This is a genomic window from Chromohalobacter canadensis, assembly GCF_034479555.1.
Taxonomy (GTDB): Bacteria; Pseudomonadota; Gammaproteobacteria; order Pseudomonadales; family Halomonadaceae; genus Chromohalobacter; species Chromohalobacter canadensis.
Window position 1 is genome coordinate 2,668,404 of record NZ_CP140151.1, and the last position, 24,151, is coordinate 2,692,554.

Annotated in this window: 22 protein-coding genes; 12 read left to right on the top strand and 10 right to left on the bottom strand. The window is 60.7% G+C overall.

The window, feature by feature from the left end:
• The first annotated feature begins 8 nt into the window (after positions 1–8).
• Positions 9–1,562 carry a BCCT family transporter gene (locus SR908_RS12590; RefSeq protein WP_246921736.1) on the top strand — a complete coding sequence of 518 codons (1,554 nt, stop codon included), beginning with the start codon at positions 9–11 and terminating at the stop codon, positions 1,560–1,562.
• A 79-nt stretch (positions 1,563–1,641) separates the two neighbouring features.
• On the opposite strand, the gene SR908_RS12595 is transcribed toward SR908_RS12590, so the two are convergent.
• On the bottom strand, positions 1,642–2,598 hold the full coding sequence (locus SR908_RS12595; protein ID WP_322527359.1) for a LysR substrate-binding domain-containing protein: 957 nt from the start codon (positions 2,596–2,598) through the stop codon (positions 1,642–1,644).
• 77 nt (positions 2,599–2,675) lie between these two features.
• On the opposite strand from SR908_RS12595, the gene gstA reads away from it, so the two are divergent.
• Positions 2,676–3,299: a glutathione transferase GstA gene (gene gstA, locus SR908_RS12600; protein WP_246921739.1), complete on the top strand. Its 624-nt coding sequence runs from the start codon at positions 2,676–2,678 to the stop codon at positions 3,297–3,299.
• 28 nt (positions 3,300–3,327) lie between these two features.
• Here the strand turns inward: gstA and SR908_RS12605 are convergent, their stop codons facing one another.
• From SR908_RS12605 to SR908_RS12615, 3 genes are all read right to left on the bottom strand, one after another.
• Positions 3,328–4,512: an HlyD family secretion protein gene (locus SR908_RS12605; RefSeq protein ID WP_246921742.1), complete on the bottom strand. Its 1,185-nt coding sequence runs from the start codon at positions 4,510–4,512 to the stop codon at positions 3,328–3,330.
• Positions 4,513–4,555: 43 nt separating this feature from the next.
• Positions 4,556–6,109 (bottom strand): DHA2 family efflux MFS transporter permease subunit, encoded by a 1,554-nt coding sequence (locus tag SR908_RS12610; RefSeq protein WP_246921747.1) that lies wholly within the window; start codon positions 6,107–6,109, stop codon positions 4,556–4,558.
• A 231-nt stretch (positions 6,110–6,340) separates the two neighbouring features.
• Positions 6,341–7,444, bottom strand: a complete 1,104-nt coding sequence (locus SR908_RS12615; RefSeq protein WP_246921750.1) for an NAD(P)H-dependent flavin oxidoreductase — start codon at positions 7,442–7,444, stop codon at positions 6,341–6,343.
• 307 nt (positions 7,445–7,751) lie between these two features.
• Between SR908_RS12615 and SR908_RS12620 the strand changes: the two genes are divergently transcribed.
• The 3 genes from SR908_RS12620 to SR908_RS12630 all read left to right on the top strand — a co-directional run bounded on the left by SR908_RS12620 (position 7,752) and on the right by SR908_RS12630 (position 10,940).
• Positions 7,752–9,149: a GntP family permease gene (locus tag SR908_RS12620; protein ID WP_246921753.1), complete on the top strand. Its 1,398-nt coding sequence runs from the start codon at positions 7,752–7,754 to the stop codon at positions 9,147–9,149.
• A gap of 100 nt (positions 9,150–9,249) precedes the next feature.
• Positions 9,250–9,954 carry a monofunctional biosynthetic peptidoglycan transglycosylase gene (gene mtgA, locus SR908_RS12625; RefSeq protein WP_246921756.1) on the top strand — a complete coding sequence of 235 codons (705 nt, stop codon included), beginning with the start codon at positions 9,250–9,252 and terminating at the stop codon, positions 9,952–9,954.
• Positions 9,955–10,013: 59 nt separating this feature from the next.
• On the top strand, positions 10,014–10,940 hold the full coding sequence (locus SR908_RS12630; RefSeq protein ID WP_246921759.1) for a Gfo/Idh/MocA family protein: 927 nt from the start codon (positions 10,014–10,016) through the stop codon (positions 10,938–10,940).
• Between the two features lie 6 nt (positions 10,941–10,946).
• Here SR908_RS12630 and SR908_RS12635 read toward each other — a convergent pair whose 3' ends face one another.
• On the bottom strand, positions 10,947–11,885 hold the full coding sequence (locus SR908_RS12635) for a LysR substrate-binding domain-containing protein (protein ID WP_246921762.1): 939 nt from the start codon (positions 11,883–11,885) through the stop codon (positions 10,947–10,949).
• 199 nt (positions 11,886–12,084) lie between these two features.
• On the opposite strand from SR908_RS12635, the gene SR908_RS12640 reads away from it, so the two are divergent.
• The 4 genes from SR908_RS12640 to araD1 all read left to right on the top strand — a co-directional run bounded on the left by SR908_RS12640 (position 12,085) and on the right by araD1 (position 16,790).
• On the top strand, positions 12,085–13,074 hold the full coding sequence (locus SR908_RS12640) for an arabinose ABC transporter substrate-binding protein (RefSeq protein ID WP_246921765.1): 990 nt from the start codon (positions 12,085–12,087) through the stop codon (positions 13,072–13,074).
• A 54-nt stretch (positions 13,075–13,128) separates the two neighbouring features.
• Positions 13,129–14,622, top strand: coding sequence for an L-arabinose ABC transporter ATP-binding protein AraG (araG, locus tag SR908_RS12645; protein WP_246921768.1), 1,494 nt, complete (start codon positions 13,129–13,131; stop codon positions 14,620–14,622).
• 52 nt (positions 14,623–14,674) lie between these two features.
• Positions 14,675–15,676, top strand: coding sequence for an L-arabinose ABC transporter permease AraH (gene araH / locus SR908_RS12650; RefSeq protein ID WP_246921770.1), 1,002 nt, complete (start codon positions 14,675–14,677; stop codon positions 15,674–15,676).
• 106 nt (positions 15,677–15,782) lie between these two features.
• Positions 15,783–16,790: an AraD1 family protein gene (gene araD1, locus SR908_RS12655; protein ID WP_246921772.1), complete on the top strand. Its 1,008-nt coding sequence runs from the start codon at positions 15,783–15,785 to the stop codon at positions 16,788–16,790.
• Between the two features lie 111 nt (positions 16,791–16,901).
• Here the strand turns inward: araD1 and SR908_RS12660 are convergent, their stop codons facing one another.
• The 5 genes from SR908_RS12660 to SR908_RS12680 form a co-directional block, all read right to left on the bottom strand.
• Complete coding sequence (locus SR908_RS12660; RefSeq protein WP_246921774.1) at positions 16,902–18,203, bottom strand: TRAP transporter large permease; 1,302 nt, start codon at positions 18,201–18,203, stop codon at positions 16,902–16,904.
• A 28-nt stretch (positions 18,204–18,231) separates the two neighbouring features.
• The gene (locus SR908_RS12665; protein ID WP_246921776.1) at positions 18,232–18,789 is read right to left on the bottom strand and encodes a TRAP transporter small permease; all 558 of its coding nucleotides are present in this window, start codon (positions 18,787–18,789) and stop codon (positions 18,232–18,234) included.
• Between the two features lie 108 nt (positions 18,790–18,897).
• The gene (locus SR908_RS12670) at positions 18,898–19,887 is read right to left on the bottom strand and encodes a TRAP transporter substrate-binding protein (protein WP_246921778.1); all 990 of its coding nucleotides are present in this window, start codon (positions 19,885–19,887) and stop codon (positions 18,898–18,900) included.
• Between the two features lie 86 nt (positions 19,888–19,973).
• On the bottom strand, positions 19,974–20,918 hold the full coding sequence (locus tag SR908_RS12675; RefSeq protein ID WP_246921780.1) for a LysR family transcriptional regulator: 945 nt from the start codon (positions 20,916–20,918) through the stop codon (positions 19,974–19,976).
• 80 nt (positions 20,919–20,998) lie between these two features.
• Positions 20,999–21,436, bottom strand: coding sequence for a VOC family protein (locus tag SR908_RS12680; protein WP_246921782.1), 438 nt, complete (start codon positions 21,434–21,436; stop codon positions 20,999–21,001).
• A gap of 214 nt (positions 21,437–21,650) precedes the next feature.
• On the opposite strand from SR908_RS12680, the gene SR908_RS12685 reads away from it, so the two are divergent.
• The 3 genes from SR908_RS12685 to SR908_RS12695 are packed head-to-tail and all read left to right on the top strand — an operon-like array spanning position 21,651 to position 24,062.
• Positions 21,651–22,403 (top strand): 5-oxoprolinase subunit PxpA, encoded by a 753-nt coding sequence (locus SR908_RS12685; protein ID WP_246921785.1) that lies wholly within the window; start codon positions 21,651–21,653, stop codon positions 22,401–22,403.
• Positions 22,404–22,407: 4 nt separating this feature from the next.
• Entirely contained in the window at positions 22,408–23,139 is a 732-nt protein-coding gene (locus SR908_RS12690; RefSeq protein ID WP_261506104.1) for a 5-oxoprolinase subunit B family protein, read from the top strand.
• Positions 23,136–24,062, top strand: a complete 927-nt coding sequence (locus SR908_RS12695; RefSeq protein ID WP_246921787.1) for a 5-oxoprolinase subunit C family protein — start codon at positions 23,136–23,138, stop codon at positions 24,060–24,062. The genes SR908_RS12690 and SR908_RS12695 overlap by 4 nt, the downstream gene beginning before the upstream one ends.
• The last annotated feature ends 89 nt before the right edge of the window (positions 24,063–24,151 follow it).

Here is a 24,151-nt window from a genome sequence, read left to right on the forward strand (position 1 = left end):
ATAAGGGCATGACACTGAGTTCCGGATTATTGATACTGCTGTTTGTAATTTTTACTGGCTTTGGGTCTGATTCTGCTAGTGTTGTGTTCGGTGCGGCGCGTGCGTGGATAGAAAGCACCTTTAGCGGTTATTACTTGACAACCGTTATGGGATTACTGGTTATCTGCGTTTTTATCGTGTTCAGCCGCTACGGAAATGTTCGCCTTGGCACTGATGATAGCAGACCCGAATTCGGTAGATTTTCTTGGTTTTCAATGCTTTTTTCGGCTGGCATTGGGATTGGGATTCTGTTCTTTGGTGTCGCCGAACCAATGTTTTACCTCGACAATTCAAGTGCTTTCGGCTACCCCAATAATCCGCACGCCGACTTGGCTGGGGCGACTGCTATTGGTCATGAGAGGGCCATTGACGCCTTGCGTGTTACGGTCTTCCACTGGGGCCTCCATGGCTGGGCGATCTACGTTATCGTTGGCATGTCGTTGGCGTATTTCGCCTATCGCAAGGGCTTGCCGCTAGCATTGCGTTCTGCGTTGTATCCATTTATCGGGGATCGTATTTTCGGACCACTCGGTCACTTGTTCGATATATTTGGTGTGCTTGGCTGTGTATTTGGTGTGGCGACCTCTCTTGGGCTTGGCGTTAGTCAGATGGGAGTAGGGATTGAAAGGCTTTTTGGTATCAATGACGGGCTCACGACCCAGTTGATATTAATCGCTGCTATCTCTACGTTATCAATAATATCTGCTGTCACCGGTGTTAAGAAAGGCATCAGGATCATCTCGATGCTAAATATATGGGTCTCGGTAGTGGTCGTTGGTATTTTTCTATTTGGCGGGCCTACTTTATGGCTTGTGAAGACTTTTGGTGAGACGCTCTACGACTACACGGTTAATGTTATACCTATGGGGTTATGGTATGCGGAAGAGCCAGGAGCATCGGCCTGGCAACAAGCCTGGACGATCTTCTATTGGGGTTGGTGGCTTGCTTGGGCACCTTTCGTTGGTTTGTTCATCGCCCGCATTTCCAAGGGTCGTACGTTACGTGAGTTCGTTTTAGGCGTGCTGCTGGTGCCAACGTTAATTGCCTTTATATGGCTAGTCATTTTTGGTGGCAATGCTATACATCAAGAGATTAATGCGGCTGGTGGGCCGGGTAGTGGAAATATTATGGAGTTAGTTCGTAACTGGAACTTGCCAGCTGCACTTTTTGCCACTTCCGATGGTATAGTGGGTACAGGTGTCTTCGGCTGGATGCTATCGGCGATGATGGTCTTCTTACTGATGAGTTGGTTCGTGACATCTTCGGATTCTGGTACCTTGGTGTTGACTACCATTTTGTCGCTTGGTGACGATGAGCCACCAAAGATTTTTCGTGTTTTCTGGGGAGTAGTGATTGGCTTGGTAGCTGCCGTACTACTAGTAGTAGGAGGGCTTAAGGCACTTCAAACTGCGCTAATCGCTGCAGCATTACCGGTTAGCGTCGTTATCCTAGTTATGACAGCCGGTATTCTTCTCTCACTTTTTCGCGAACCTGGTGATCCTTATCGTCCACGTCGCCGGTAAGGATAGATTTCGGTGTTAATTGCCTCTGGTGCGGGGAACTGCCTCCGCACCTTTTTTCTGATTATTTAGTGTGCCAGTTTTATTGGTGTACTGCACCGATTAACCAGTCACTGACGGGCTTTATGAGCGCGCTTCTATGGTGCTTGACACTCAGCCAATAACCATAATTTTCGCGTTTTACTCTTGGTTCTAGAGAAATTAGTTGTCCAGTAGTTAGGTAATCCTCGACAAGAATTGACCAGCCAAGTGCGATGCCTTGTCCAGCCAAGGTGGCGTTCAGCAAAAGTGCATAGTTGTGATAAAGAAAAACATCATCCTGCGTCGTTAATGACAAGCCCGCACATTGTAACCATTGTGTCCAATCAAGCCAGCGTGGATCCTTGATATCTTGATGTAACAGTAAAGTATCAGAGAGACTTGCTTCCGTGAACGTTTCCGATAAATTATGCTCATGGGCGTAGCTTGGGCTGCATACCGGAAAGACAGCTTCGCTTGCCAGCAGGCGTCCTTCGTCCTGCGGAACATGAGGACCAAAGCGGATAGCTATATCTGCGGCTTGCAGCTCTGGGTCGTCGGCACGATCAATTGGCATTAGCTTGAAAGACAAGTCAGGAAAGGCTTGTTTTAGCGCCGGTAAACGTGGCAATAGCCATAGATGTGTAAATCCAGACCCGGCAGCGATCACGATAGATGGAGATGGTCGCTTGCCATCATGCACTATTTGTTCGAAGGCTTTGCGGATCTCCTTGAGATGGGGCGCTACCTCACGATAAAAGCGGTCACCTTGGAAGGTTAGAGTTAGGCGGCTTCCCTGCCGGTCGAATAGCGGTAAACCAATATTTTCTTCTAACGTTCGAATCCGCTGTGAGATGGTTGGCTGTGTCGTGCGCTCCTCCTCGGCGGCAGCTGTCATCGAACCCAGTCGTGCCGTCGCGTCGAAGGCTATAAGTGATTTCATGGATGGAATGTGATGGCTCAATGGAGACCCTTGCGTCACGGTAGTTTGGTCAGGTGTGATGTGCTTATATTTTCTCATTCCTCAGCGCTTGTATACCTCCAAAGTAGGATAGCCTGCGGAGCGAGCACGTACCAAGAGATCGACGATGCACACCCATGAATGGAGACAACGACATGAAGCTGTATCTCAAGCCGGGTAGCTGCGCGATGGCCGTGCACATCGCGCTGGAAGAGGCTGAGCTGACCTACGAGATCGAGAAAGTGGATCTGGCGGCCAAGAAAACGGAGCGCGGTGAAGATTATCTGGCGATCAGTCCCAATGGGTACGTGCCCGCCTTGGTACTGGACGACGGCGAGGTGATGACCGAGGCGGCGGCGATTCTGCTGTATATCGCCAACCTCGCCCCGGAGGCGGAGCTGGCACCGGCGCCGGGCAGCAAGGCGTATTTCGAACTATTGAGCCAACTGGTATTCATCTCCACCGAGCTACACAAGAACTTCAGCCCGTTCTTCAAGCCCAATAGCGGCGACACCTGGCGTGGCATCGCGCAGAAAAATCTCGAGACGCGGCTATCGCTGATGAACGAGCGCCTGACGTCGAATGACTACGTGATGGGTGAGCGCTTCAGCGTGGCGGATGCCTACCTGTTCACGGTGCTCAGTTGGGCGCAGGTGGTGGATATCTCGCTGGACGCGTGGCCTCATTTGCAGCGTTTCGTGGCACGCATCGCCGAGCGCGACTCGGTTCAGCGCGCCATGCAGGCCGAAGGCTTGAAGTGAGTGATCGCTTGCGCTCGGCCCGTTGCGATCAGCCATGATCGCGCGGTTCGGCGTCGCTGACGTCGATGTCCACCTCGACCATCATGCCCGGGCCGATCAACTCGGTCGGTCCGTCGTCGAATTGGATGCGTACCGGCAGGCGCTGGGTGATCTTGGTGAAGTTGCCGGAGGGGTTGGGATCCGGCAGCAGCGCGAACTGGCTGGTCGCGGCGCGCCCAATGACGCTGACGTGGCCCTTGAAGGTGGCGTCGGGGAAGGCATCGACGGTGATCGCCACCGGCTGGCCTTCGCGTAGCTCGCCGATGTCGGTCTCCTTGACGTTGGCCTCGACCCACAGCTTGTCGGGGTCGTGCATCATCAGGATCGGTTGCCCGGCACTGATGTACTCGCCCTGATCGGCCAATGTCTTGTTGATTACGCCGTCGCTGGGGCTGGTGATATGCAGGTCGTCGAGGCGTAGACGTTCCTCGTCACGCTTGGACCGGGCGGCGGCGAGATTTTGTTCGGCGATTCCCACCTGTTTTTTCAACACGTCGGGGTTGGGCAGTGGCATCTGAGAGCCGTTTATGAAGCCCACCTGGGCGTTGTCGGCCAGCGCCTGGCTGACTTCCACTTCTTGTTGCGCCTGGGCGTGCTCGGCCTTGGCGGCCTGATAGGCGTAATAATCCTGATCGCGGCGCTGTTCGGAGACCGACTTCTTCTTGTACAACGTGTCGGCGCGCTTGAACTCGCGTTCGGCCTCGGTGAGTCGTGCCTGCGCCGCCTCCTCGGCGGCTTGGCTAGCCTCGAGGTCTTGATGGGTCAGGTTCATGCCGCCCTCGAGTTGCTTTTGGGCCATCGCCAAACGTGCCTTCTCGTAGTCGAGTTGGGCCTGCTGCGCGGCGACGTTGGCCTCGAGCGATGCCATCTTGCGCTCATCGGGCTTGCTATAGAGTGCGGCCACGGCGTCGCCTTTTTTCAGCGTATCACCCTCGGTGAGCGTGAAGTCGGTGATACGACCGTCCAGACGGCTACTGACCGTGATTTGGTCGGCCATCACGCGGGCATCCTGGGCACTGACGTGGGTCATGCGGTGAGCGATCGCAAAGCCGATCCAGATCAGGCAGAGCACGACGATGATCGCGAGAAGCAGCCATTTGGCACCGCGTGGCAAACGTCGGCGGGATGTCGGAGGTGTTGTCGTGTCGTCGGTCATGGTGGTGTCGTTGGTCATGACAGTGTCCTTGGTCGAAACGTGCGTCACGTAGACGTCGTGGTCACTTGGGCGTCGTGGCGCGCCAGCGGCTGAGCAGCAGTGAGGGAATCGCGACGATGAACAGACTTCCCGTCAGTACCCAGAAGCCATCCTGATAGGCGAGAATCGAGGCCCAGATCGTCTCGGTGCGCTCCATCAGATACCCAGCCATGGCGCCTTGCTGAGTGGCCGAGGTGCCGAGATGGCCAGTCAGCTCGGCAAGCTGGTGGAGTTGCTGCTGGGCGAGGGTGTTATCGGCGTTGACGCCCGCGTTGAGTGCTTGGCCATGCTGTGCCGTTTGCCGGTCGAGCAGGATGACCAACGCCGCCGTGCCCAGCGCGCCGCCGAGTTGCAAGGCGAAGTTGATGGCGCCTGAGCCGTGGCCGGTCAGGTGTCGGGGCAGACCGGCGATGGCGTTTGAGAGCGTCGGTGGAGGAAAAGACGCCATGCCGATGGACAGAATGCCCATTGCTGTCGCCAGGTACGCGAACGAAGTGTTCCAGTCCATCTGTGCCATCAGCCACACCGCATACATCGTGCAAGCCAGTCCCGGTACAGTGAGTCGATGCGGTGGGTGGCGGTCGCTCAACCAGCCCACCAGCGGCACCAGCACTCCTAGCACGGCAGTGGAGGGCAGAAAGATCTGTCCGGCGGTGATGGGGCTGTAATGCAGCACCGACTGCACGAATTGCGGTAGCAAATACATGATGCCGTAGAAGGTGCCACCGAAAAGGAACATCGCCAGGGTGCCGACCACGAAGACGCGATTGCGGAAGATCGCCAGATCCATCAACGGATGCCGAGAGCGATTTTGCCAGACCACGAAAGCGGTGCCGCAAAGTAGGGCGGTGAGAATCAGGCCCGGCACGCGTGGGTCGTACCAGCCCCAGCGCTGGCCGTTGGAAAGCGCCGCGAGTAGTGAGAACACTGAGACGAATAACAGCACGACGCCGGCCCAGTCGAAGGGCGGGCGCGCGCCCTTCTGCTCCCGCGAGGGCAGGAAGAAATAGCCCATCACTGCCGCCGCCACGCAGATCGGCAGGGTCACGAAGAAGACGTAGCGCCAGGTGAAATGTTCGACCAGCCAGCCACCGATTACCGTGGCGAGCGTCAGTGGCAGCCCCAGGCACATGCCGTACATCGCCGTTGCCATGCCGCGTCCTTCGGGCGGATAGGCCGCGAACAGTGCCTGCATCGCTACCGGACGGATCAGCCCCGTCATTCCGCCCTGAATGACGCGTGCGGCGATGAGCATGCCCATGCCTTGTCCCAGGCCACCGAGGATTGAGGCGGCGATGAATACGATCAACAAACCGATGAAAGTGGCGCGTTGGCCGACGGCGGAGACCAGCCACGGCGCGACGAGCAGCGAGACGGTCGTCGAAGCCAAAAAACCGGTGGACAGCCACTGCACCTGGGAGTCGCTCATGCCGAACGCGCCCTTGATGTAGGGCACCGCCACATTGACGATGGTGATCGACATGCCAAGTGCCACGAGCCCCAGCATCACGGTCAGGGTGACCCAGAGGCGATAGCGGGGACCATAACGTTCGAAAAGTTGATCGACCTGCGTCATGCATGACCGCCAACGCAGAAGGAGCGATGGCACCGGGAAGCGGGTGCCAGCGAGAGAGAATGCAAAGCCTTATCCTTGTGTGTCGTGAACGTTACTCGTGCCAAGCGTGCTGTCATAAATCCGCAAGCAGGCAAATCGATAACGTGACGATATTTTGTTAGCTAAGGGATTATGACGGCTTTGCAGGCCGCTTTTCAACGGGCCGCGCATCGGAGGCGGCCCGGGGCGTGATCAGCGCGGAGCCAGCGCCTGGAGTCGTGCCAGCGTCTCGTCTCCCAGCCGGCGCGTGGGGGCCTCGGCATCGCCATGGGACGCCAGCACCGCTGCCTGGCCGGCCCACAGCGAGGAGAAGTCGCCATGCCCACGGGCTTCGGCGGCTTTTTTGAGCGGGGCGAGCGCGCCACCGGCGGTGGGAAAGGGCGGTGCGGCCGGCGAGAGTGGGCCGAGTTCGCGAATCACCCGATTGACGAGCCCGCGTGCTGGGCGGCCTGAGAACAGGCGGGTGACGACGGTGTTGTCGTCGCGGGCCTCGGTCAGGGCAGCGCGATGAATGTCGCTGATCAGACTTTCCGGCGTGGACAGATAGTAGCTGCCGAGCTGCACGCCGCAGGCACCCAACGCGAAGGCGGCGGCGACACCGCGTGCGTCGCCGATGCCGCCGGCGGCGATGACGGGCCGGTCGATGGCATCGACGAGCTGCGGCACCAGCGCGAAGGTACCGGGCTGGCGGGCCATGGCGTCGGCGACCGTGTCCGCGCGGGTATCTTCGAGAAACACGCCGCGGTGCCCGCCGGCTTCGAGCCCCTGGGCGATGACGATGTCCGCGCCGTTGGTGGCCAGCCAGCGGCCCTCGGCGACGGTGGTGGCGCTGGCCATGACCGTGGCGCCGGTGGCTTTCACGCGGGCCAGCAAGGGGGCATCCGGCAAGCCGAAGTGAAAGCTCACGACCTCGGGACGCAGACGCTCGACCAGCGCGCACTGGACGTCGTCAAAGGGCTTGCGTTGGGCGGCCGGGGCGGCCTCCTCGGGGTCGAGCCCCGCCTCGCGGTAGAACGGTGCCAGGCGTTCGCGCCAGGCGGCTTCGGCGCTGGGATCGGGCAGTGACGGCAAGTGGCAGAAAAAGTTGAGGTTGAGCGGGCCGCTGGCATGCTCGCGAAACCGTGCGACTTCCCGCTCGATGCGCTCGGGGGCGAGCGTAGCGCACGGGATGGAGCCCAGCGCGCCCCCTCGACTGACGGCGATGGCCAGGGTCGCGTCGTTGGCGCCGGCCATGGGGGCCTGGATGACGGGTAGTTCGATGGCGAGGCGGTCGAGCAGTTCACGTTGCGGCCACATGGCGATGCTCCCGGAAATGACAGAAAGAGGGCGACGGCCCCGGTATCAGGATCGGCATGGTTCATGATCGAGCGACCGGAGCGGGGTTGCAAGCACACTAATATGCATCTCGCGTCTCAATACTTTGGTCTTACGTCTTTGGTCTGATGTGTGGAGAGTGGCGCCCGGTTATTAGGGGGCGTACGAATATGATAATCGAATAGATATCGCTTTTAGCCACAAAACACATTAGATGGCTATCGGTACACGCATTAGGTTGGCGCCTCGCCGTCGCTGAGCGGCGTTCAGCCACCAATGCGAGGACCGTATGGACACCGCATTTGCTTTTACGCTTTCGACGCCCGGGCTGCTCGCCGTGGCTGCCGGGGCGATCGCCATCCTGCTGTTTCTGATTATCAAGGTGAAGCTGCACCCCTTCCTTGCCTTGGTGATCGTGAGTATCGCCACGGCGCTGGCGACCGGCGTGACCGTGGACGACCTGTTGCCGACGCTGCTTTCCGGTTTCGGCAAGACATTGGGCAACGTAGCGCTGCTGATCGGCTTCGGGGCGATTCTCGGGCGCATCGTGGCGATCTCGGGTGGTGCCAAGGTACTGGCGGATACTCTGATTCGCATCTGCGGTAAGCAGAAGGCGCCGCTGGGGCTGTCCATCGCCAGTTTACTGTTCGGCTTTCCGATCTTTCTGGATGCCGCCTTCGTGGTGATGCTGCCGGTGATCTACTCCATCGCACGCGAGCTGCGTGGCTCGTTACTTATCTATGCGTTGCCGGCGGCGGGTGCGTTCCTGGTGATGCACGCCTTGGTGCCGCCGCACCCCGGCCCAGTGGCGGCGGCGGTGTTCCTTGAGAGCGACATCGGCATGGTGCTGCTGGTGGCGTTGATCGTGGGGCTACCGACCTGGTATCTGGCGGGCTATCAGCTTTCACTGTGGCTGGCCAAGCGCACGCCGTTTCATCCGGTGCCGGATTTGATGGGCGGCGCTGACAGCGATGAAGTCGAGCGCACCTCACTGCCGCGCTTCTCGACGATTCTGCTGGTGCTGTTGTTGCCACTGGTGCTGATTTTCATGAATACCGGCATTACGACCCTGATCAGCGCAGGCACCTTGCCGGAAGGTAATCCCGTGCTCGGTACGCTGACACTGATCGGTGAGACGCCGGTGGCGTTGCTGATCAGTCTGTGCCTGGCGATGTGGCTGTTGCTGCTGCGTGGCCATGACAAAGGCGCCATGGGCGCCGTCAACGAAACCATCGAGAAGGCGCTGGCCCCGGTTTGCAGCATCATCCTGATTACCGGTGCGGGCGGCATGTTCGGCGGTGTGCTCACAGCCAGCGGTATCGGTGAGGCTTTGGCCGATAGCCTGCAGTCGCTGGGGCTGCCGATACTCGTGGCGGGGTACGTGATCGCGGCGGTGATCCGCATCGCGCAAGGTTCGGCGACGGTCGCCGGGACCACGGCGGCAGGGATTCTCGCCCCGGCGGTGCTCGACTCCTCGCTGAGCGGCATGCCGCTGGCATGTGTCGTGGTCGCCGTGGTTGCGGGCGCCATTGGCTATTCGCACGTCAACGACTCCGGCTTCTGGCTGGTCGGGCGTTTCCTGGGCATGGAAACCAAGACCATGCTCAAGACTTGGAGTGTGGTCTCCACGGCAATTTCGCTGATGGCCTTCGGTCTCGCCTGGGCGCTATTCGCGATGCTGACGTAAGCACCGTCAAAGCCGCCGCCGAAACTTCGGCGGCGGCATGCAAGTAAGCAGGCCTGATATACTCCTTCGTCATGATGCTGCGACCCAATAAGGCTAACGCATGACGCGGGATTGGTTGCGCAGGGGACTGCGCTTTTTGTTGTTCGTGATACTCGGCTTCGTGGGGCTATCGGTGCTCCTGGTGCTGGTGTTTCGCGTGGTGCCGGTATTCGGTTCGACGGTGATGCTGGAGCGCAAGATCGAGTCGTGGGTGAGTGGCGAGCCGATCTCGATCCAGCAGCAGTGGCGGCCGTGGGCATCGCTGTCCGACAATGCCAAGCTGGCGGTGATTGCCTCCGAGGATCAGCGCTTTCCCATGCATCATGGCTTCGACTTCAACCAGATGCAAAAGGCCCTCGATGCCTGGTTCAGCGGCGACAGCTTGCGCGGTGCCAGCACCATTAGTCAGCAGACCGCCAAGAACCTGTTCCTATGGACCGGACGCACCTGGGTGCGCAAGGGTTTTGAAGCCTGGTTCACGGTATTGATCGAACTGCTGTGGCCCAAGGAGCGCATCCTCGAGGTGTATCTCAATGTGGTGGAGTGGGATAGCGGCGTGTTCGGTCTCGAAGCCGCCGCTCAGCATTATTTTGGCGTGGGTGCTGACCAGCTCACTGCAGCGCAAGCCAGCCGTCTGGCGGCGATTCTGCCCAATCCGCGCGAGTGGAGTGCATCGCGGCCCTCGGCGTATATTCAGCAACGCAGCCAGTGGATTCAGCGGCAAATGCGCCAGTTGGGCGGCAGCGCCTATCTCGATCGTCTGTGAGTGTTGGCATCGTGCTGACCGTTGTCATTGCAGTAGCGTTTATCAGATAAGGAGCTCTCATGAATTCCACTTCCGTGGCCATTGTCGGGTTCGGCAAGATCGCCCGCGACCAGCACGTACCCGCACTACACGACAATGCGGCGTTCACGCTCGACGCGGTGGCCAGCCGCAATGCCTCGCTGGAGGGTGTCGCGCATTTTCGCGATATCCAGACCCTTCTCGATGAGCGTCCGGACATCCAGGCGATCTCGCTGTGCGCGCCGCCGCAAGTGCGTTATCGACAGGCGCGCGCGGCCATCGCCGCGGGCAAGCATGTGATGCTGGAAAAACCGCCGGGCGCGACTCTCAGTGAAGTGGAGGACCTGCGCGCCCAGGCCGAGCGCGCCGGCGTGACGCTGTTCGCGACCTGGCATTCGCGCTACGCGGCGGGAGTCGCCCAGGCCCGTGAGTGGCTGAGTGAGCGTCGCGTGAGTTCGGTCAATGTGCAATGGAAGGAGGACGTACGGCGTTGGCACCCTGGCCAGGAATGGATCTGGGAAGCCGGCGGTCTGGGCGTGTTCGACCCCGGTATCAACGCGCTGTCGATCATTACGGCGATTCTGCCCGAACCGTTCTTTCTCACCGAGGGCGAGCTGGAAGTGCCGGCCAATCGGCAGGGGCCGATCGCGGCGACGCTGGCATTCCGCGATGCGCATGATGCCGACATTCGGGCCGAGTTCGACTGGCGTCAGACCGGCCCCCAGACCTGGGACATTCACATCGAGACCGATGCTGGGCCGCTGTCGCTGACTCAGGGCGGCAGTCGCTTAACCATCGGTGATGAGGTGGTGATGGAAGGCGGCGACGCCGAGTATCCCGGGCTCTACGCACGCTTTGCCGAGCTCATCGCCAATGGAGAGAGCGACGTCGATGTCGCGCCGCTACGGCATGTCGCCGATTCTTTCCTGCTGGGCCAGCGCGTCAGCGTCGATGCCTTCCACGAGTGAGCGTCTTCAGCGCTCGCGAATCAGGTCGCGCAGGGTCGACATCAACGCCGCCGCGCCGGGCGAAAGCCGCTGCTCCCGCAGGCTGACTAGGCCGTAAGGCTGCACGCTCAGCGCCTCCGGGAATGGCAAAATGCGAAAGCGCGGTTGGTCGCAGAGTAGATCCGCTACTTGCCGCGTGGTCACCGTCACGGTATCGGATTTATCGACCATTGCCAGCGCCACCAGGATGTCCGGTGTGTCGACGATTTGACGCGGCAACGCCACACCATGGTGCAGGAACAGGTGGTCGACTCGCTGGCGCATCAAGGCGCCAGGCGGCTGCAATACCCAGGGGTAGTCGACCATCGCCGCCAGGCTCAGCGACTCGCGTTGAGCGAGCGGATGGTCGGCGCGACACACGAAGCACAAAGCCTCCTCGCCGATCTCTTCGAAGACGAAATCGCCCGCCGGAAGCGTCGAGGGAATCCTCGCGATGGCGAAATCGAATTCGCCTTCCATGAGACGCGGAATCAACTCGTGACTGACATCGACATCGATGCTGACCTTGAGGTTGGGGCGGTCGCGATGCACGCGCTCCACCGCGCTGGTCAGCAGCGTGACGGCGGGCGCCATCACCGTGCCCACCGAGACACTCCCCGCGCTGCCCGCATGCAATGCATTCAATTCGTCGCCCGCCTGATGGAGTGACGACATGATGCTGCGCGCGTGTCGAATCACCGTCTCGCCGTACCAGTTAGGGGCGATGCCGCGCGGGTGACGGTCGAAAAGCACGAGGCCGAGCTGGTTTTCTAACTCTCCCAGCAGCTTGGACGCAGCCGGCTGGCTCATCCCCAGGCGCTCGGCGGCGCGGTGCAGATTGCGTAGCTCGTCCAGCGCGATGAACAGCTGCAAATGGCGCAACTTTAGTCGCACCTTCATGAACCAGTCAGTGGGCAAGGAGCTCATGGTGTCTGGCCTCAGGAGAAAACAATAACAAAATGGATATCGGTATTTCTGTCAAGTGGCATTAGTCGGTTATTTCGCTGATGCCTATTGTTCAGACTGTTAAGGAACCTGTTCTGCAACACAACAATAATCCCCCACAAGGGATACAGGAGGACGCCGGATGTCATTCACAACACCGAGGACGCGTACGCTACGCCCCATGACACGTACGTTACTGGGAATGGCCGTGGGCCTGGCGCTGAGCGCCGGCCCATTGACGGCACAAGCCCAGAGCGATGAGGACGTCAAGATGGGCTTCATCGTCAAGAAGCCCGAACAAGCGTGGTTCATCAACGAGCAAAAGGCCGCGACCGCGTTGGGTGAAGAGAAGGGCTTCGAAGTGGTGCGTTTGTCGGGCGAAGATGGCCAGGAAGTGCTGAGTGCCATCGATAACCTCAACTCGCAAGGCGCCCAGGGTTTCGTGATCTGTCCGCCGGATGTGCGGCTGGGGCCAGCAATCATGAACCGCGCCAAGCAGTACGGCATGAAGGTCGTGACCGTCGACGACCGCTTCCTCAATAGTGACGGGGAGCCCATGAAAGACGTGCCGCATCTGGGGATGTCCGGTTATAAGATCGGTGAGCAAGTCGGTAACGCCATCGCCGAGGAGATGGACGACCGCGGCTGGGACCCGGACGAGGTCGCGGCGCTGCGTATCACCAACTATGAATTGCCGACCGCGAAAGAACGCACCGATGGTGCCACGGCCGCGCTGCTCGAGTCCGGTTTCAAGAAAGACAACATCTTTGATGCGCCGCAGCAGAATACCGATACCAGCAGCGCCTTCTCGGCGGCATCGCCGGTGTTCTCCAAGCGTGGCGATTTCGAGCACTGGGTGATCTATGCGCTCAACGAAGAGAGCGTGCTGGGAGGCGTGCGCGCAAGCGAGCAGTACGGACTCGACCCGGACCAGGTCATCGGGGTGGGTATCAACGGCTCCGGCGCGGCGTTTGCTGAGTTTTCGCGTGAGACGCCCACTGGCTTCTACGGCACTGTCGCCGTGAGTTCGACCATGCATGGGCGCCAGTCGGCGGACAACCTTTACCAGTGGATCACCGACGGAGAGAAACCCAAGGCCAATACCGAAACCGCCGGCAAGCTGATGACGCGGGACAACTGGGAGGACGTGCGGGAAGAGTTGGGCTTGTAAGACCGACGCTCGCGCCCCAGGGCGCGGGCCCCTTTCTTCCTTCAGGAGCGCCGTATGTCCGAGGCTTTTCTCAGTTTCGACGACATTGTCGTCGAGTTTCCCGGTGTGAGGGCGCTCGACGGTGTGAGCTTTGCCGCGAAGGCCGGCGAGGTGCATGCCTTGATGGGCGAGAATGGCGCCGGGAAATCGACCTTGCTCAAGGTGCTAAGCGGCGTCAACCGTCCCACCTCGGGCCAGCTGTGGATCGACGGCCAATCGTATGTCTTTGCCAATGCCCGGGAGGCGTTGGCTCAGGGCATCGCGATCATCTATCAAGAACTCACTCTGTCACCCAACTTGTCGGTGGCCGAGAACCTGCTTTTGGGGCAATTGCCGAAACGCGGCGGCTTTATCGACCGGCGCACCATGAGGGCGCGCGCCCGGGAAATTCTCGAGGAGCTCGGCGAAGGCGAGATTGACCCGGCCACCAAGGTACGGGAGCTTTCCATCGGGCAGCAGCAAATGATCGAGATCGGCCGTGCGCTATTGCGTGACGCAAAGATCATTGCTTTCGACGAGCCCACCAGCAGCCTTTCCGTGCAGGAGACGCGGCAGCTCAAGCGCATCGTCGCGCGTTTGCGCGAGGAAGGGCGCGTGGTGCTGTACGTCACGCATCGCATGGAAGAGGTCTTCGAGATGTGCGATGCGCTGACGGTGTTCCGCGATGGTCGCCATATCCGCACGCACGAGACGCTGGAAGGCGTCGATCAAGACACCTTGGTCGGCGAGATGGTGGGGCGTCAGATCGAGGACGTTTATGGCTTCAGGCAGCGCACCATGGGCGATGTATTGATGCATATCGACAGCCTTCAGGGACGCGGTGTTAACGAACCGGTCAGCCTGGAGGTGAAGCGCGGCGAAGTGTTCGGTCTCTTTGGGCTTGTCGGCGCCGGGCGTAGCGAGTTGATGCGTCTGGTGTGTGGCGTGGAAAAGGCGAGCCAAGGGCAGGTGACATTTCGTGGTAAAACCGGTGTCTTTACTTCACCTCAACAGGCGATTCGTGCCGGCATCGCCATGTGTCCCGAGGATCGCAAATCCCAGGGGATCTTTCCCGTGGCGAGTGTCGCCGACAATCTCAATATCAGTTGTCGGCGCTTCTTCAAGCGATGGGGCGTGTTTCGTCATGCTGGGCGCGAAGCCGATAACGCCAAGACCTATATCCAGCGTTTGAGTATCAAGACGCCGAACCATCGCACACCGATCAATACCCTCTCGGGGGGGAATCAGCAGAAGGTGATTGTCGGGCGCTGGCTGGCGGAAGAGATCGACTTGTTCGTGATGGACGAGCCCACGCGAGGCATCGATGTGGGGGCTCGACGCGATATCTACACCTTGCTGTATGACCTGGCGGAACAGGGTAAGGGCGTGATCGTGATTTCCAGCGACCTTGCTGAGGTCAGCTCGATCTGCGATCGCATCGGCGTCATGCGCAATGGCGCCTTGGTCGATATCGTACCGCGCGAGCAGGCGACCCAGGAGCGCCTGCTGGGATTGGCGCTTCCGGCTTGAGTTGCCACCAATCGCGTTGCTCACCAGCTAACAACATGAAGAGATTGACCACATGAGCACAGACAAACTGGCTGCTTCCGATACATCGCCGACGGCACCAAAACCGCGGGCCAAGGCATTGCGTACGTTGCTCGACACCTCCGGGTTGATTGCCATATTCCTGGTCTTGTTCGTGTCCCTGGCGCTGTTCGTGCCGGACTTTTTGACCGGTCGCAATATCGTCGGCTTGCTGCTTTCGGTGACATTGATAGGGACCATCGCGACCACGATGATGATGGTGCTGGCACTCGGCGAGGTGGACTTGTCGGTCGCTTCCATCGTCGCCTTTACCGGCGTGGTGGCTGCCGTGGTGACGTCTACTTCGGGCAGCGTCTTTATCGGCGTGCTCGTGGGAGTCGGTGCCGGTGGTGCGGTGGGGGCCTTCAATGGCTTCGTGGTATCCAAGTTCGGCATCAATTCGTTGATTGCGACTTTGGCGGCGATGGAGTTCGTGCGTGGGTTGGCCTACATCACCTCCGGCGGTGATGCAGTCATGGTCACGGTGCCGAGCTTCTTCGACCTGGGCAGTGCTTCGTTTCTGGGGCTGACGCTGCCGGTATGGACCATGATCGCCTGCTTCGTGGTCTTCGGCATCGTTCTTAACATGACGGCGTTCGGGCGCAACACCCTGGCGACCGGTGGCAATGCCGAAGCGGCGAGCTTGGCTGGGGTCAATGTCCGGCGTCTCAAGATTACTGTGTTCGCCCTGCAGGGCGTCGTCGCGGGCATCGCCGGGGTACTGCTGGCCTCGCGGATGGGGCTTGGCGATCCCAACACCTCGATGGGGCTGGAGCTGGCGGTGATTTCCGCCTGTGTGCTGGGTGGTGTCTCGTTGTCGGGTGGGGTCGCCTCGATCACCGGCGTGCTGGTTGGCGTTTTGATCATGGGTTGCGTGCAGAACGCCATGGGGCTACTCAACGTGCCCACCTTTTATCAATATTTGGTACGCGGGGCGATCCTGCTGCTGGCGGTGATGTTTGACCGCTGGAAACAAACGCGACGCGCAAAGGGATGATCCTTTTTTCAACGCAAGCTGTATTACTATCGATGGCGGACGCAGCGTGAGCTATCACGACTGAGCCCGCCATGCCATCGACTCGGCCTTCAGGAGAGCCCATTACATGCAACTCGCACAAGCCAGAATCGAGAGTGGAGACCGCGTGGTCCTGGCGATCGACGATGACCCGAGGCAGGCCCGTCGCCTGGAAGGCGTAGAAAGCGTTCATGCCCTGGCGCTCACGGCGCTCGATCGCAAGGTTGGGCTCGCCGCGCTGACCAAAGAATGGCCGGGGGATGCGCGTATCGACGCCGTGGCGTTGTCTGATCAAGGACGCCTGCTGGCGCCGCTCGACCATCCCGACCCGGCGCACTTGCTGGTGACCGGCACCGGGCTGACGCACCTGGGCAGCGCCGAGGGGCGTGACAAGATGCACCGCCAGATGAACGAGGCGGACCAGAGCGAGCAGCCACTCACCGACTCGATGAAGATGTTCCGCAAGGGCCTTGATGGCGGCAAACCCGCGCCGGGTGACTTCGGCGTGCAGCCGGAGTGGTTCTACAAGGGAGACGGTGGCATCGTCATGGCACCGGGTGAGGCGCTGCGCATGCCGCATTTCGCGCTGGATGGTGGCGAAGAGCCGGAAGTCGCCGGACTCTATCTGATCGATAATGACGGCGTGCCGCGGCGCATCGGCTACGCGCTGGGCAACGAGTTCTCGGATCATGTCACCGAGCGCGAGAACTACTTGTATCTGGCGCATTCCAAGCTGCGCGCCTGTTCTTTCGGACCGACACTGCTGCTCGACGAATTGCCCGAGGACATTCAGGGCACCTCGCGCATCAGGCGGGGCGATGAAGTGCTATGGGAGAAGCCGTTCATCTCCGGCGAGGCCAACATGTGCCACAGCCTTGCCAATCTCGAGGCGCATCATTTCAAGTACGCGCAGTTCTGTCGGCCGGGTGACATTCATGTGCATTTCTTCGGTACGGCAACGCTGAGCTTCAGCGACGGTATCAGTGCCCAGCCGGGGGATGAGTTCGAGATCGACGCCAAGCCGTTCGCTTTGCCGCTGCGCAACCCGCTGGCGAAGGACGCCACCGCGCCCGTGCCGAGCGTCAAACCGTTGTAAGTCTGGCGGGTAAGCCCTGCGAGTCAGTCTCGCGGCCCCTTTCGGCTCGATACGCCAACGGCCGCTGGAGCATTCCAGCGGCCGTTGGCGTTGTGGCGGGGAGTGTGTGGGTCAGTTCATCGCCTGCGGCAGATACAGCACGATCTCGGGGAACAGGTGTAACAGCACCACGGCGAGGATCATCAGCAGGAAGAACGGCAGGGTGGCGCGGGTGATGGTGATGATGTCCTTGCCTGTGAGGCCCTGAATGACGAACAGATTGAAGCCGACCGGCGGTGTGATCTGCGACATTTCCACCACGATGACCAGGTAGATGCCGAACCAGATGAGGTCGATCCCTGCGCCTTCGATCAGCGGCATGATGATCGACGTGACCAGCAGGATCAGCGAGATACCGTCGAGGAAGCAGCCCAGCACCAATAAGAAGAGTGTCAGAACCACCAGCAGCATGGTGGGGGAGAGGCCCATCTCGGTAATGGCGTTGGCCAGTTGCATGGGCAGTTGCGTGAAACTCAGCGCCGAGGACAGAAACGAGGCGCCTGCGATGATGAAGGCGATCATGCAGGCCGTGCGCAGTGCTGCGAAGAGCGAGTCGAGGAAGATGGTCTTGTTGAAATGACCGTTGCCTCGTGCGATCAGCATCGACAACACCACGCCCACGGCGGCGGCTTCGGTCGGCGAAGCGAGGCCACCGTAGATGCTTCCCAGAATACCGCCGATGAGTACCAGCAGCGGTATCAACTGAGCGCTATTGCGGATCTTCGACAGCATCGGCATGCGGGACTCGGCCTGTCCTGCGCGGCCCTGGCGGGCGCCGACCAGCAACGACCAGACGATCAAGTACGTCATGAACAGGCCCAGCAGTAGCAAGCCTGGCAGAATGCCGGCGATGAACAGCCGCGAGATGGACTGCTCGGTCACAACGCCGTAGACGATCATCATGATTGAGGGGGGAATCAGCAGGCCTAACGTCGAGGCGCTAGCCAGCGTGCCGATGGCAAGGTTGCCATCGTAGCCGCGGCGTTCCAGCTCGGGCAGCGTCATCTTGCCGACCGTGGCGCAGGTCGCCGCCGAGGAGCCGCATACGGCGGCGAACAGGCCGCTTCCGATGATATTGGAGTGCAGCAAGCGTCCTGGCAGGCGGTTGAGCCAAGGCGCCAGGGCACGAAACATGTTATCCGCAAGACCTGAGCGAAATAGGATCTCGCCCATCCACACGAACATGGGTAGAGCGGTCAAATCCCAGCCGTAGCTGGCGCCCCAGAAGTCGGACGCCAGGATGGGGCCGGGCTCGAAACTGCCGAAGAACGTCAGGGCGATCCAGCCGGTTCCTAGCAGGGCAAAGGCGATCCACACGCCGCCGCCGAGCAGCAGCGCCAGGACGAGGATCGTAACGAGGCTTAGGGTCAGCATGACAAGGCATCCTCTCGCGTATGGCGGATCATGAGTCACCGTCCTGTAGCTCGGGCGCCACATAGGAGGCAGGGGCTGTGAAAGCCGTGCGCAGGGTCCCCAGCAAGGTTTCGAGAAGCGCCATGCACATCAATGCGATGCCGACGACGAGAACGCTTTGCGGTATCCATAATGGAATGGCGAGCAATCCTGAGGAGACATCGTTGTATTCGAGGCTTTCACGCACCAGGCCCACCAGCTCCCAGGTAAGCAAAACGCTAAGCGCTAGCGACACTAGCAGGCAGAGCGTTTCGACCCATACGCGAGCACGCGGCGGCAGGCGTGAAATGACCAGCGTCACGCGGATATGCGCGTAATGCGTGAAGGTATAGGCCATGCTTAGAAAAGTGGCGCCCACCAGTAGATACGCGGCCATTTCAGAGACGCCGGGAATTTCGAGCCCTAGGCGCGCGTTGCCCACCAAGAGCAGCAGCGCATCCAGGCAGCGCAGTAGCACTTGAAAGGTGACGATGGCACAGATCGTCAGCATGCAAGCCGCGGCGCCCCACGCGCCGAGGCGATAGAGTCTGTCGAGTCGGTAGGTCATGTCGGTCACTCACGAATCGGGGGCTAAGACGTCACTTTCCGTTCGCGACCGCCATGCATTATGGCGATCACGAAGTTTCAGGTGTCGTCTTGGGTCGGATGTGACGCGTCAGTCGTCGGCCTGGCGCTCGCGGTAACGATCGATCAGCGTCTTGGCCTGATCGCCGGCGCGTTCCTGCCAGTTCTCGAACAGCGAGTCACCCGCGGATTCGAGGTCCTCGGCCAACTGGCCGCTGGGCTTGGAAATCGTGATGTCGTGTTCTTTCAAGGCCTTGGCGCTCTCGGCGCTGTCCTCGCGGCTGGCCTGCCAACCACGCCGTTCGGCCTCGGCGGCGGCATCCAGCACGGCTTGCTGTGTCTTGTCATCGAGCTGGTCGAAAGCGCGCTTATTGATGAACACGATGTTTTTGGGCAACCACAGGTTGGCGTCGCTGTAATGCGAGACATAGTCCCAGGCGGACATCGACTTGCCGGTGGAGACTGAGGTGATCATGGCGTCGACGCGCCCAGTGCTGAACGCGGTTGGGATATCGGCCTCTTCGGTTTCCGTGGGCATGCCGCCGAGATTCTCGACGAAGCGCTGCGTGTTGATGTTGGGGGCACGCACGCGCAGCCCCTCGAATTGCGAGGCATCGGTCAGCTCGAAGTCGGTATAGATACCCTGCGCCGGCCACGGCACGGCGTACAGCGGCATCAGGCCTTCATCGGCGAACATTTGGGTGATGATCGGCTTGGAGGCTTGCCAGAGGTCGTAAGCATCTTCGTAGCTACCCGCCAGTCCCGGCAAGGTATCCACTTCGTAGATCGGCGATTCGTTGGAGAGCGAAGACAAGAACACTTCACCTGCCTGCACGGTACCACGCCGAACGGAAGGCTTGATTTCGGAGTGTGCGATCAACGAGCCGCCGCTGTGCACGCTGATGTCCAGTTCGCCGTCGGTAGCATCGGCGACGTCCTCGGCGAATTGTTTGGTGTTCTGGGTATGAAAGCTGGCATCGCCGTAGGGTGTGGCGAGGTTCCATTGTGCGGCCATGGCGCTGCTGGCAATGCCGAGCGAGCCGATTGCCGCGAGCCAGGCGAAAGAATGCATCGTACGCATGTTCAATTCCTCATTGTTATTGAACTTGGAAGACGAATTCATTCTTCAAGTGGCGATGTGTTGGCGTCAAATCGTTAATTCTGATGTCAAGTATCGACGTAGCCTTTCATCGTGGTAGGTGATGAAAGCTTTCCGTGATCCTGAGCGTAATCGGCGGCGCATTGCTTGGCCAGGCGAGCCACGCTGGCACAGAAACTCGGGTAGTTGGAGCGGCGCCAGATGGCGTCATAGATCATCGGCGGCAACGGTTCCTCCAGCGTGAGGCGCACCAGGCTACCGGCGTCCACGGCATCGCGTACCGTGGCGACCGGCAATACGCCGATGCCAAGCCCTTCGATGCTCATGCGCATGATGGTCATCAGCGTGCTGGTGGAGTGAATGCGTGGCGTGTCGATGCCCAATGCGGTGAGGTAGGCAACCAGCTCGCTGTACGGCCGCGCCTGCTTGCTGAAGGAAATGAACGCCGTGTCGGCGAAGGTCGTCATATCGCCATGGCGTAGGGTTGCGGCCAGCTCGGGGGCCGCGAACATGCCCATCTCGAAGGTACAAAGCGGCGTCTGGATGGCGGAAAGTCCCGGCGACAGGCCGTCCATGGCGAATAACATGTCGAGATCGTTCTCGGCCAGGCGTTGCTGTAGGAAGGGGGAAATATCGACCATTAACTCTATGGTCAGTTGCGGGTAGCGCTCAGCCAGGCGGCGCATGAAGGTCGGACACCAGCTGCTGGCGATGGTCTCGATAACGCCCAGGCGCAGCGTGCCGGAGAACGACTCCTCGTCCTGGAACAGCCGCATGGCCTCGTCGCGCCCCTCGAGCAGGCGCTCCGCATGGGTGAAGAACTCGCGGCCACGAAGCGTGGGTTGCACGGGGCGTGCCGAGCGGTCGAGAAGCGATTCGCCGACGCTGTCTTCTAGTCGGGTGATGCGATCCGAGATCGACGGCTGGGTGACGTGCAGCTTGGTTGCGCCCTTGCGAAACGAGCCCAGGCGCACCACCCAGACGAAGGCCTCGAGTTCCTTGAAATCGAACATCGGTGTTCCTGTACAGGTCGCCGCGCGACCCCCGCGCGGCGGAAGGGAAGTGGCGGCGGGTACTATGTCTTCTTGAAAAGCTACGCTTTCTTGAACAGCTGCGTCTCGCGATCCTTGAAAGCCTTGAACTCCAGGGCATTGCCGGAGGGGTCGTAGAAGAACATGGTGGCTTGTTCGCCGGGTTCGCCCTTGAAGCGTACGTAGGGCTCGATTTCGAAGGCGATGCCATGGGCGCTCAGCTTGTCGGCGAGGGCTTGCCAGGCGGGCATTTCCAGCACCACGCCGAAATGCGGCACCGGCACGCCGTGACCGTCCACCGGGTTCTTGTGGCTGGCGACGGGGTTGTCCTTCAGGGCGGGGTTGAGGTGACAGACGAACTGGTGCCCGAAGAGGTCGAAATCGACCCAGCTCTCCGATGAGCGTCCTTCGGGACAGCCCAGGAAATCGCCGTAAAAACGCCGTGCCTCGTCGATGTCACGGACTTGAACGGCGAGGTGGAAAGGATCGCTGACAGCCATGATGGTCTCCTCGGGGTCTGTTGTGATTGGTATTCGTGAGCCTCGATTCTTTAGCCCGGCGCTGTGCGGCGTCAACTCGTTTTCCCACGCGCTGCGATGAAAGGTTCCTCCGATATCGCGCATCACGAAAAACGATTGGACCGGGCCTCGCGGGCTTTCTTAGAGTGAAATACCGCAACCGTGCAAGCCGACGACAATAAAAGAGGTCACGTTCATGCCCCTTCCGCTTCTCAACTGCGATATGGGAGAGAGCTTCGGCAACTGGAAAATGGGCCTCGACGACGAGGTCATGCCCTATGTCGATTGCGCCAATATCGCCTGTGGCTTCCATGCCTCCGATCCCGACATCATGCGTCGCACCGTGGCACTGGCCGTGCAACACGGCGTACGCGTCGGCGCGCATCCCGCCTATCCCGATCTGCAAGGCTTTGGGCGTCGTTCGCTGGCTTGTTCGCCGCGCGAAGTCGAGGACATGATGCTCTATCAGATCGGCGCACTGGAGGGCATGTGCCGCGCCGAGGGAACGTCCGTGAGCTACGTCAAACCCCATGGTGCGCTTTACAACGACATGGCCCGCGACCCGGAGCTTTTGCGCGGCGCCATGCGCGCGGTGCTGGCCTATGATCGCACCTTGCCGTTACTCGCCATGGCCACTGCGGATCCGGCGCCGATGCGGGCACTGGCCGAGGAAATGGGCGTGACGCTGTGGTTCGAGACCTTCGCCGATCGCGCCTACGATCCTCAGGGACGGCTGGTGTCGCGGCGTGAGCCGGGTGCTGTCCACCATGATCGTGAGACCATCGTGGCGCAGGCAGTGACGCTCGCCAAGGGCGAAGCGCTGACCGCCAACGACGGCAGCGTGCTGCGTCTGGACGCCGATACGCTTTGCGTCCACGGCGACAATGCCGAGTCGGTGGCCGCAGTGCGCGCCATTCGCTACGCCTTCGATGGCCTGGCACGGGAGTGAACCGGTGAACGATCCAAGTATCGAAACGGTGGGGATGGACAGTCTCATCGTGCGCCTCTTCGACAGTATCGACGAAGAGAACATGCCGTGGATGCTGGCCGCCGACCAAGCTCTGCGTGCGGCCTTCGGCGAGGCGCTGATCGACCTGGTGCCGTCCTACACCACGCTGTTGGTGCATTACGATATCGAATGCTTGGACCTTCAGGCCGCACGTGCGCGGGTGAGTGATGCGCTCAAAGGCCTGACGCCCGCGACGAGTGGCGAAGGTCAGCGGCATGTGATTCCGGTGTGGTACGACGTCAGTGTCGGGCCGGAGCTCGAGCGCATCGCCGAGCGTCTTGGCGTCAGCCCCGAGGAGGTGAGCGCGCGGCACTGTGCGCGGGATTACAGCGTCTTCGCGCTGGGCTTCGCACCCGGTTACGCCTTCATGGGGCGTCTCGACGATGAGCTGGCCACGCCGCGCCTGAAGACACCTCGCCAGAAAGTCGCCGCCGGCAGCGTGGCCATTGCCGAACGCCAGACGGCGGTCTATCCCACGCTCTCGCCAGGTGGCTGGAACATCGTCGGGCGTACGCCCGTGGCGCTGTTCGGGCGCGACCGGGAGGGCTACAGCCTATTTCGCCCCGGCGACAAGGTGCGTTTCGAGGCAATCTCCCGCGAGGCCTTCATCGAGCAAGGCGGCGACCCGACGCCGCTGGCCGAGCGCGGCGATACCCCCACGGAGGCCCAGACATGAAGGGATTGATCGTCGAACGCGCGGGGCCGCTGGCGCTGATTCAGGATGGCGGGCGCTTCGGGGTACGCCATCTCGGCGTGACCCAGGGCGGTGCTGCCGATTGGGTGTCGTTAGGATGGGCCAATTGGCTGCTGGGTAACGCGCCGCAAGCCCCCGGCGTGGAAATCACCGTGGGCGGCTTGACGCTCTATGCTGAGGCATCGACGACGCTGGCTCTGACGGGGGCGGACCTGGGCGCCACGCTCGATAATGAGCCGCTGGCACCAGGGAGCTGTTTCACTATCGCCGCCGGTCAGCGCCTGGCGTTCGAGAGTCCTCGAACCGGCCTGCGCGCCTATCTAGCCTTTCCGGGTGGGCTCGATGCCGCGCCGGTGCTTGGCAGCGTAGCCAGCACGGTACGCGAAAGCCTGGGTGGGCTCGATGGCCAGGGGCGCGTGCTGACCGAAGGCGATTGCTTGACATGGGCGGGAGGCACCTCCGGGGGCGAGCGCACATTACCCTCGGGCGCGGGCACGTTACCTGGAGATGGAGAGCGCATGACGTTGGCGTTGGTAGGCGGCGCGCAGATCGCCGATTTCAGCGGTGCCAGCGTATTCGAGGCCTTCAATACGCCGTGGCAGGTCGATCAACGTGCCGATCGCATGGGCGTGCGCCTGAGCGGCCCCGAGCTGCGTTATCTGGGCGAAGGGATGGTTTCGGAAGGCATTCCCCTGGGGGCCGTCCAGGTGCCCGCCGACGGCCAGCCGATCGTCTTGCTCAACGATCGCCAGACCATCGGTGGCTATCCGCGACTCGGTGCGTTGACGCCGCTGGCCTGCGCGCGCTTGGCGCAATGCCAGCCGGGCACCGAGGTATGGCTGACACCGGTGTCGGCAGGGCAGGCGCGTGATGCCCATCTTCGCCAGTTGGCAGGCTGGGGGTGACGGAGGACATATAAGCAGCGAGTGCGATATTTTATTTCCCGTATTGCAAATTAATTTGCAATACGGGAAATGGATGCCTAATCTTGAGA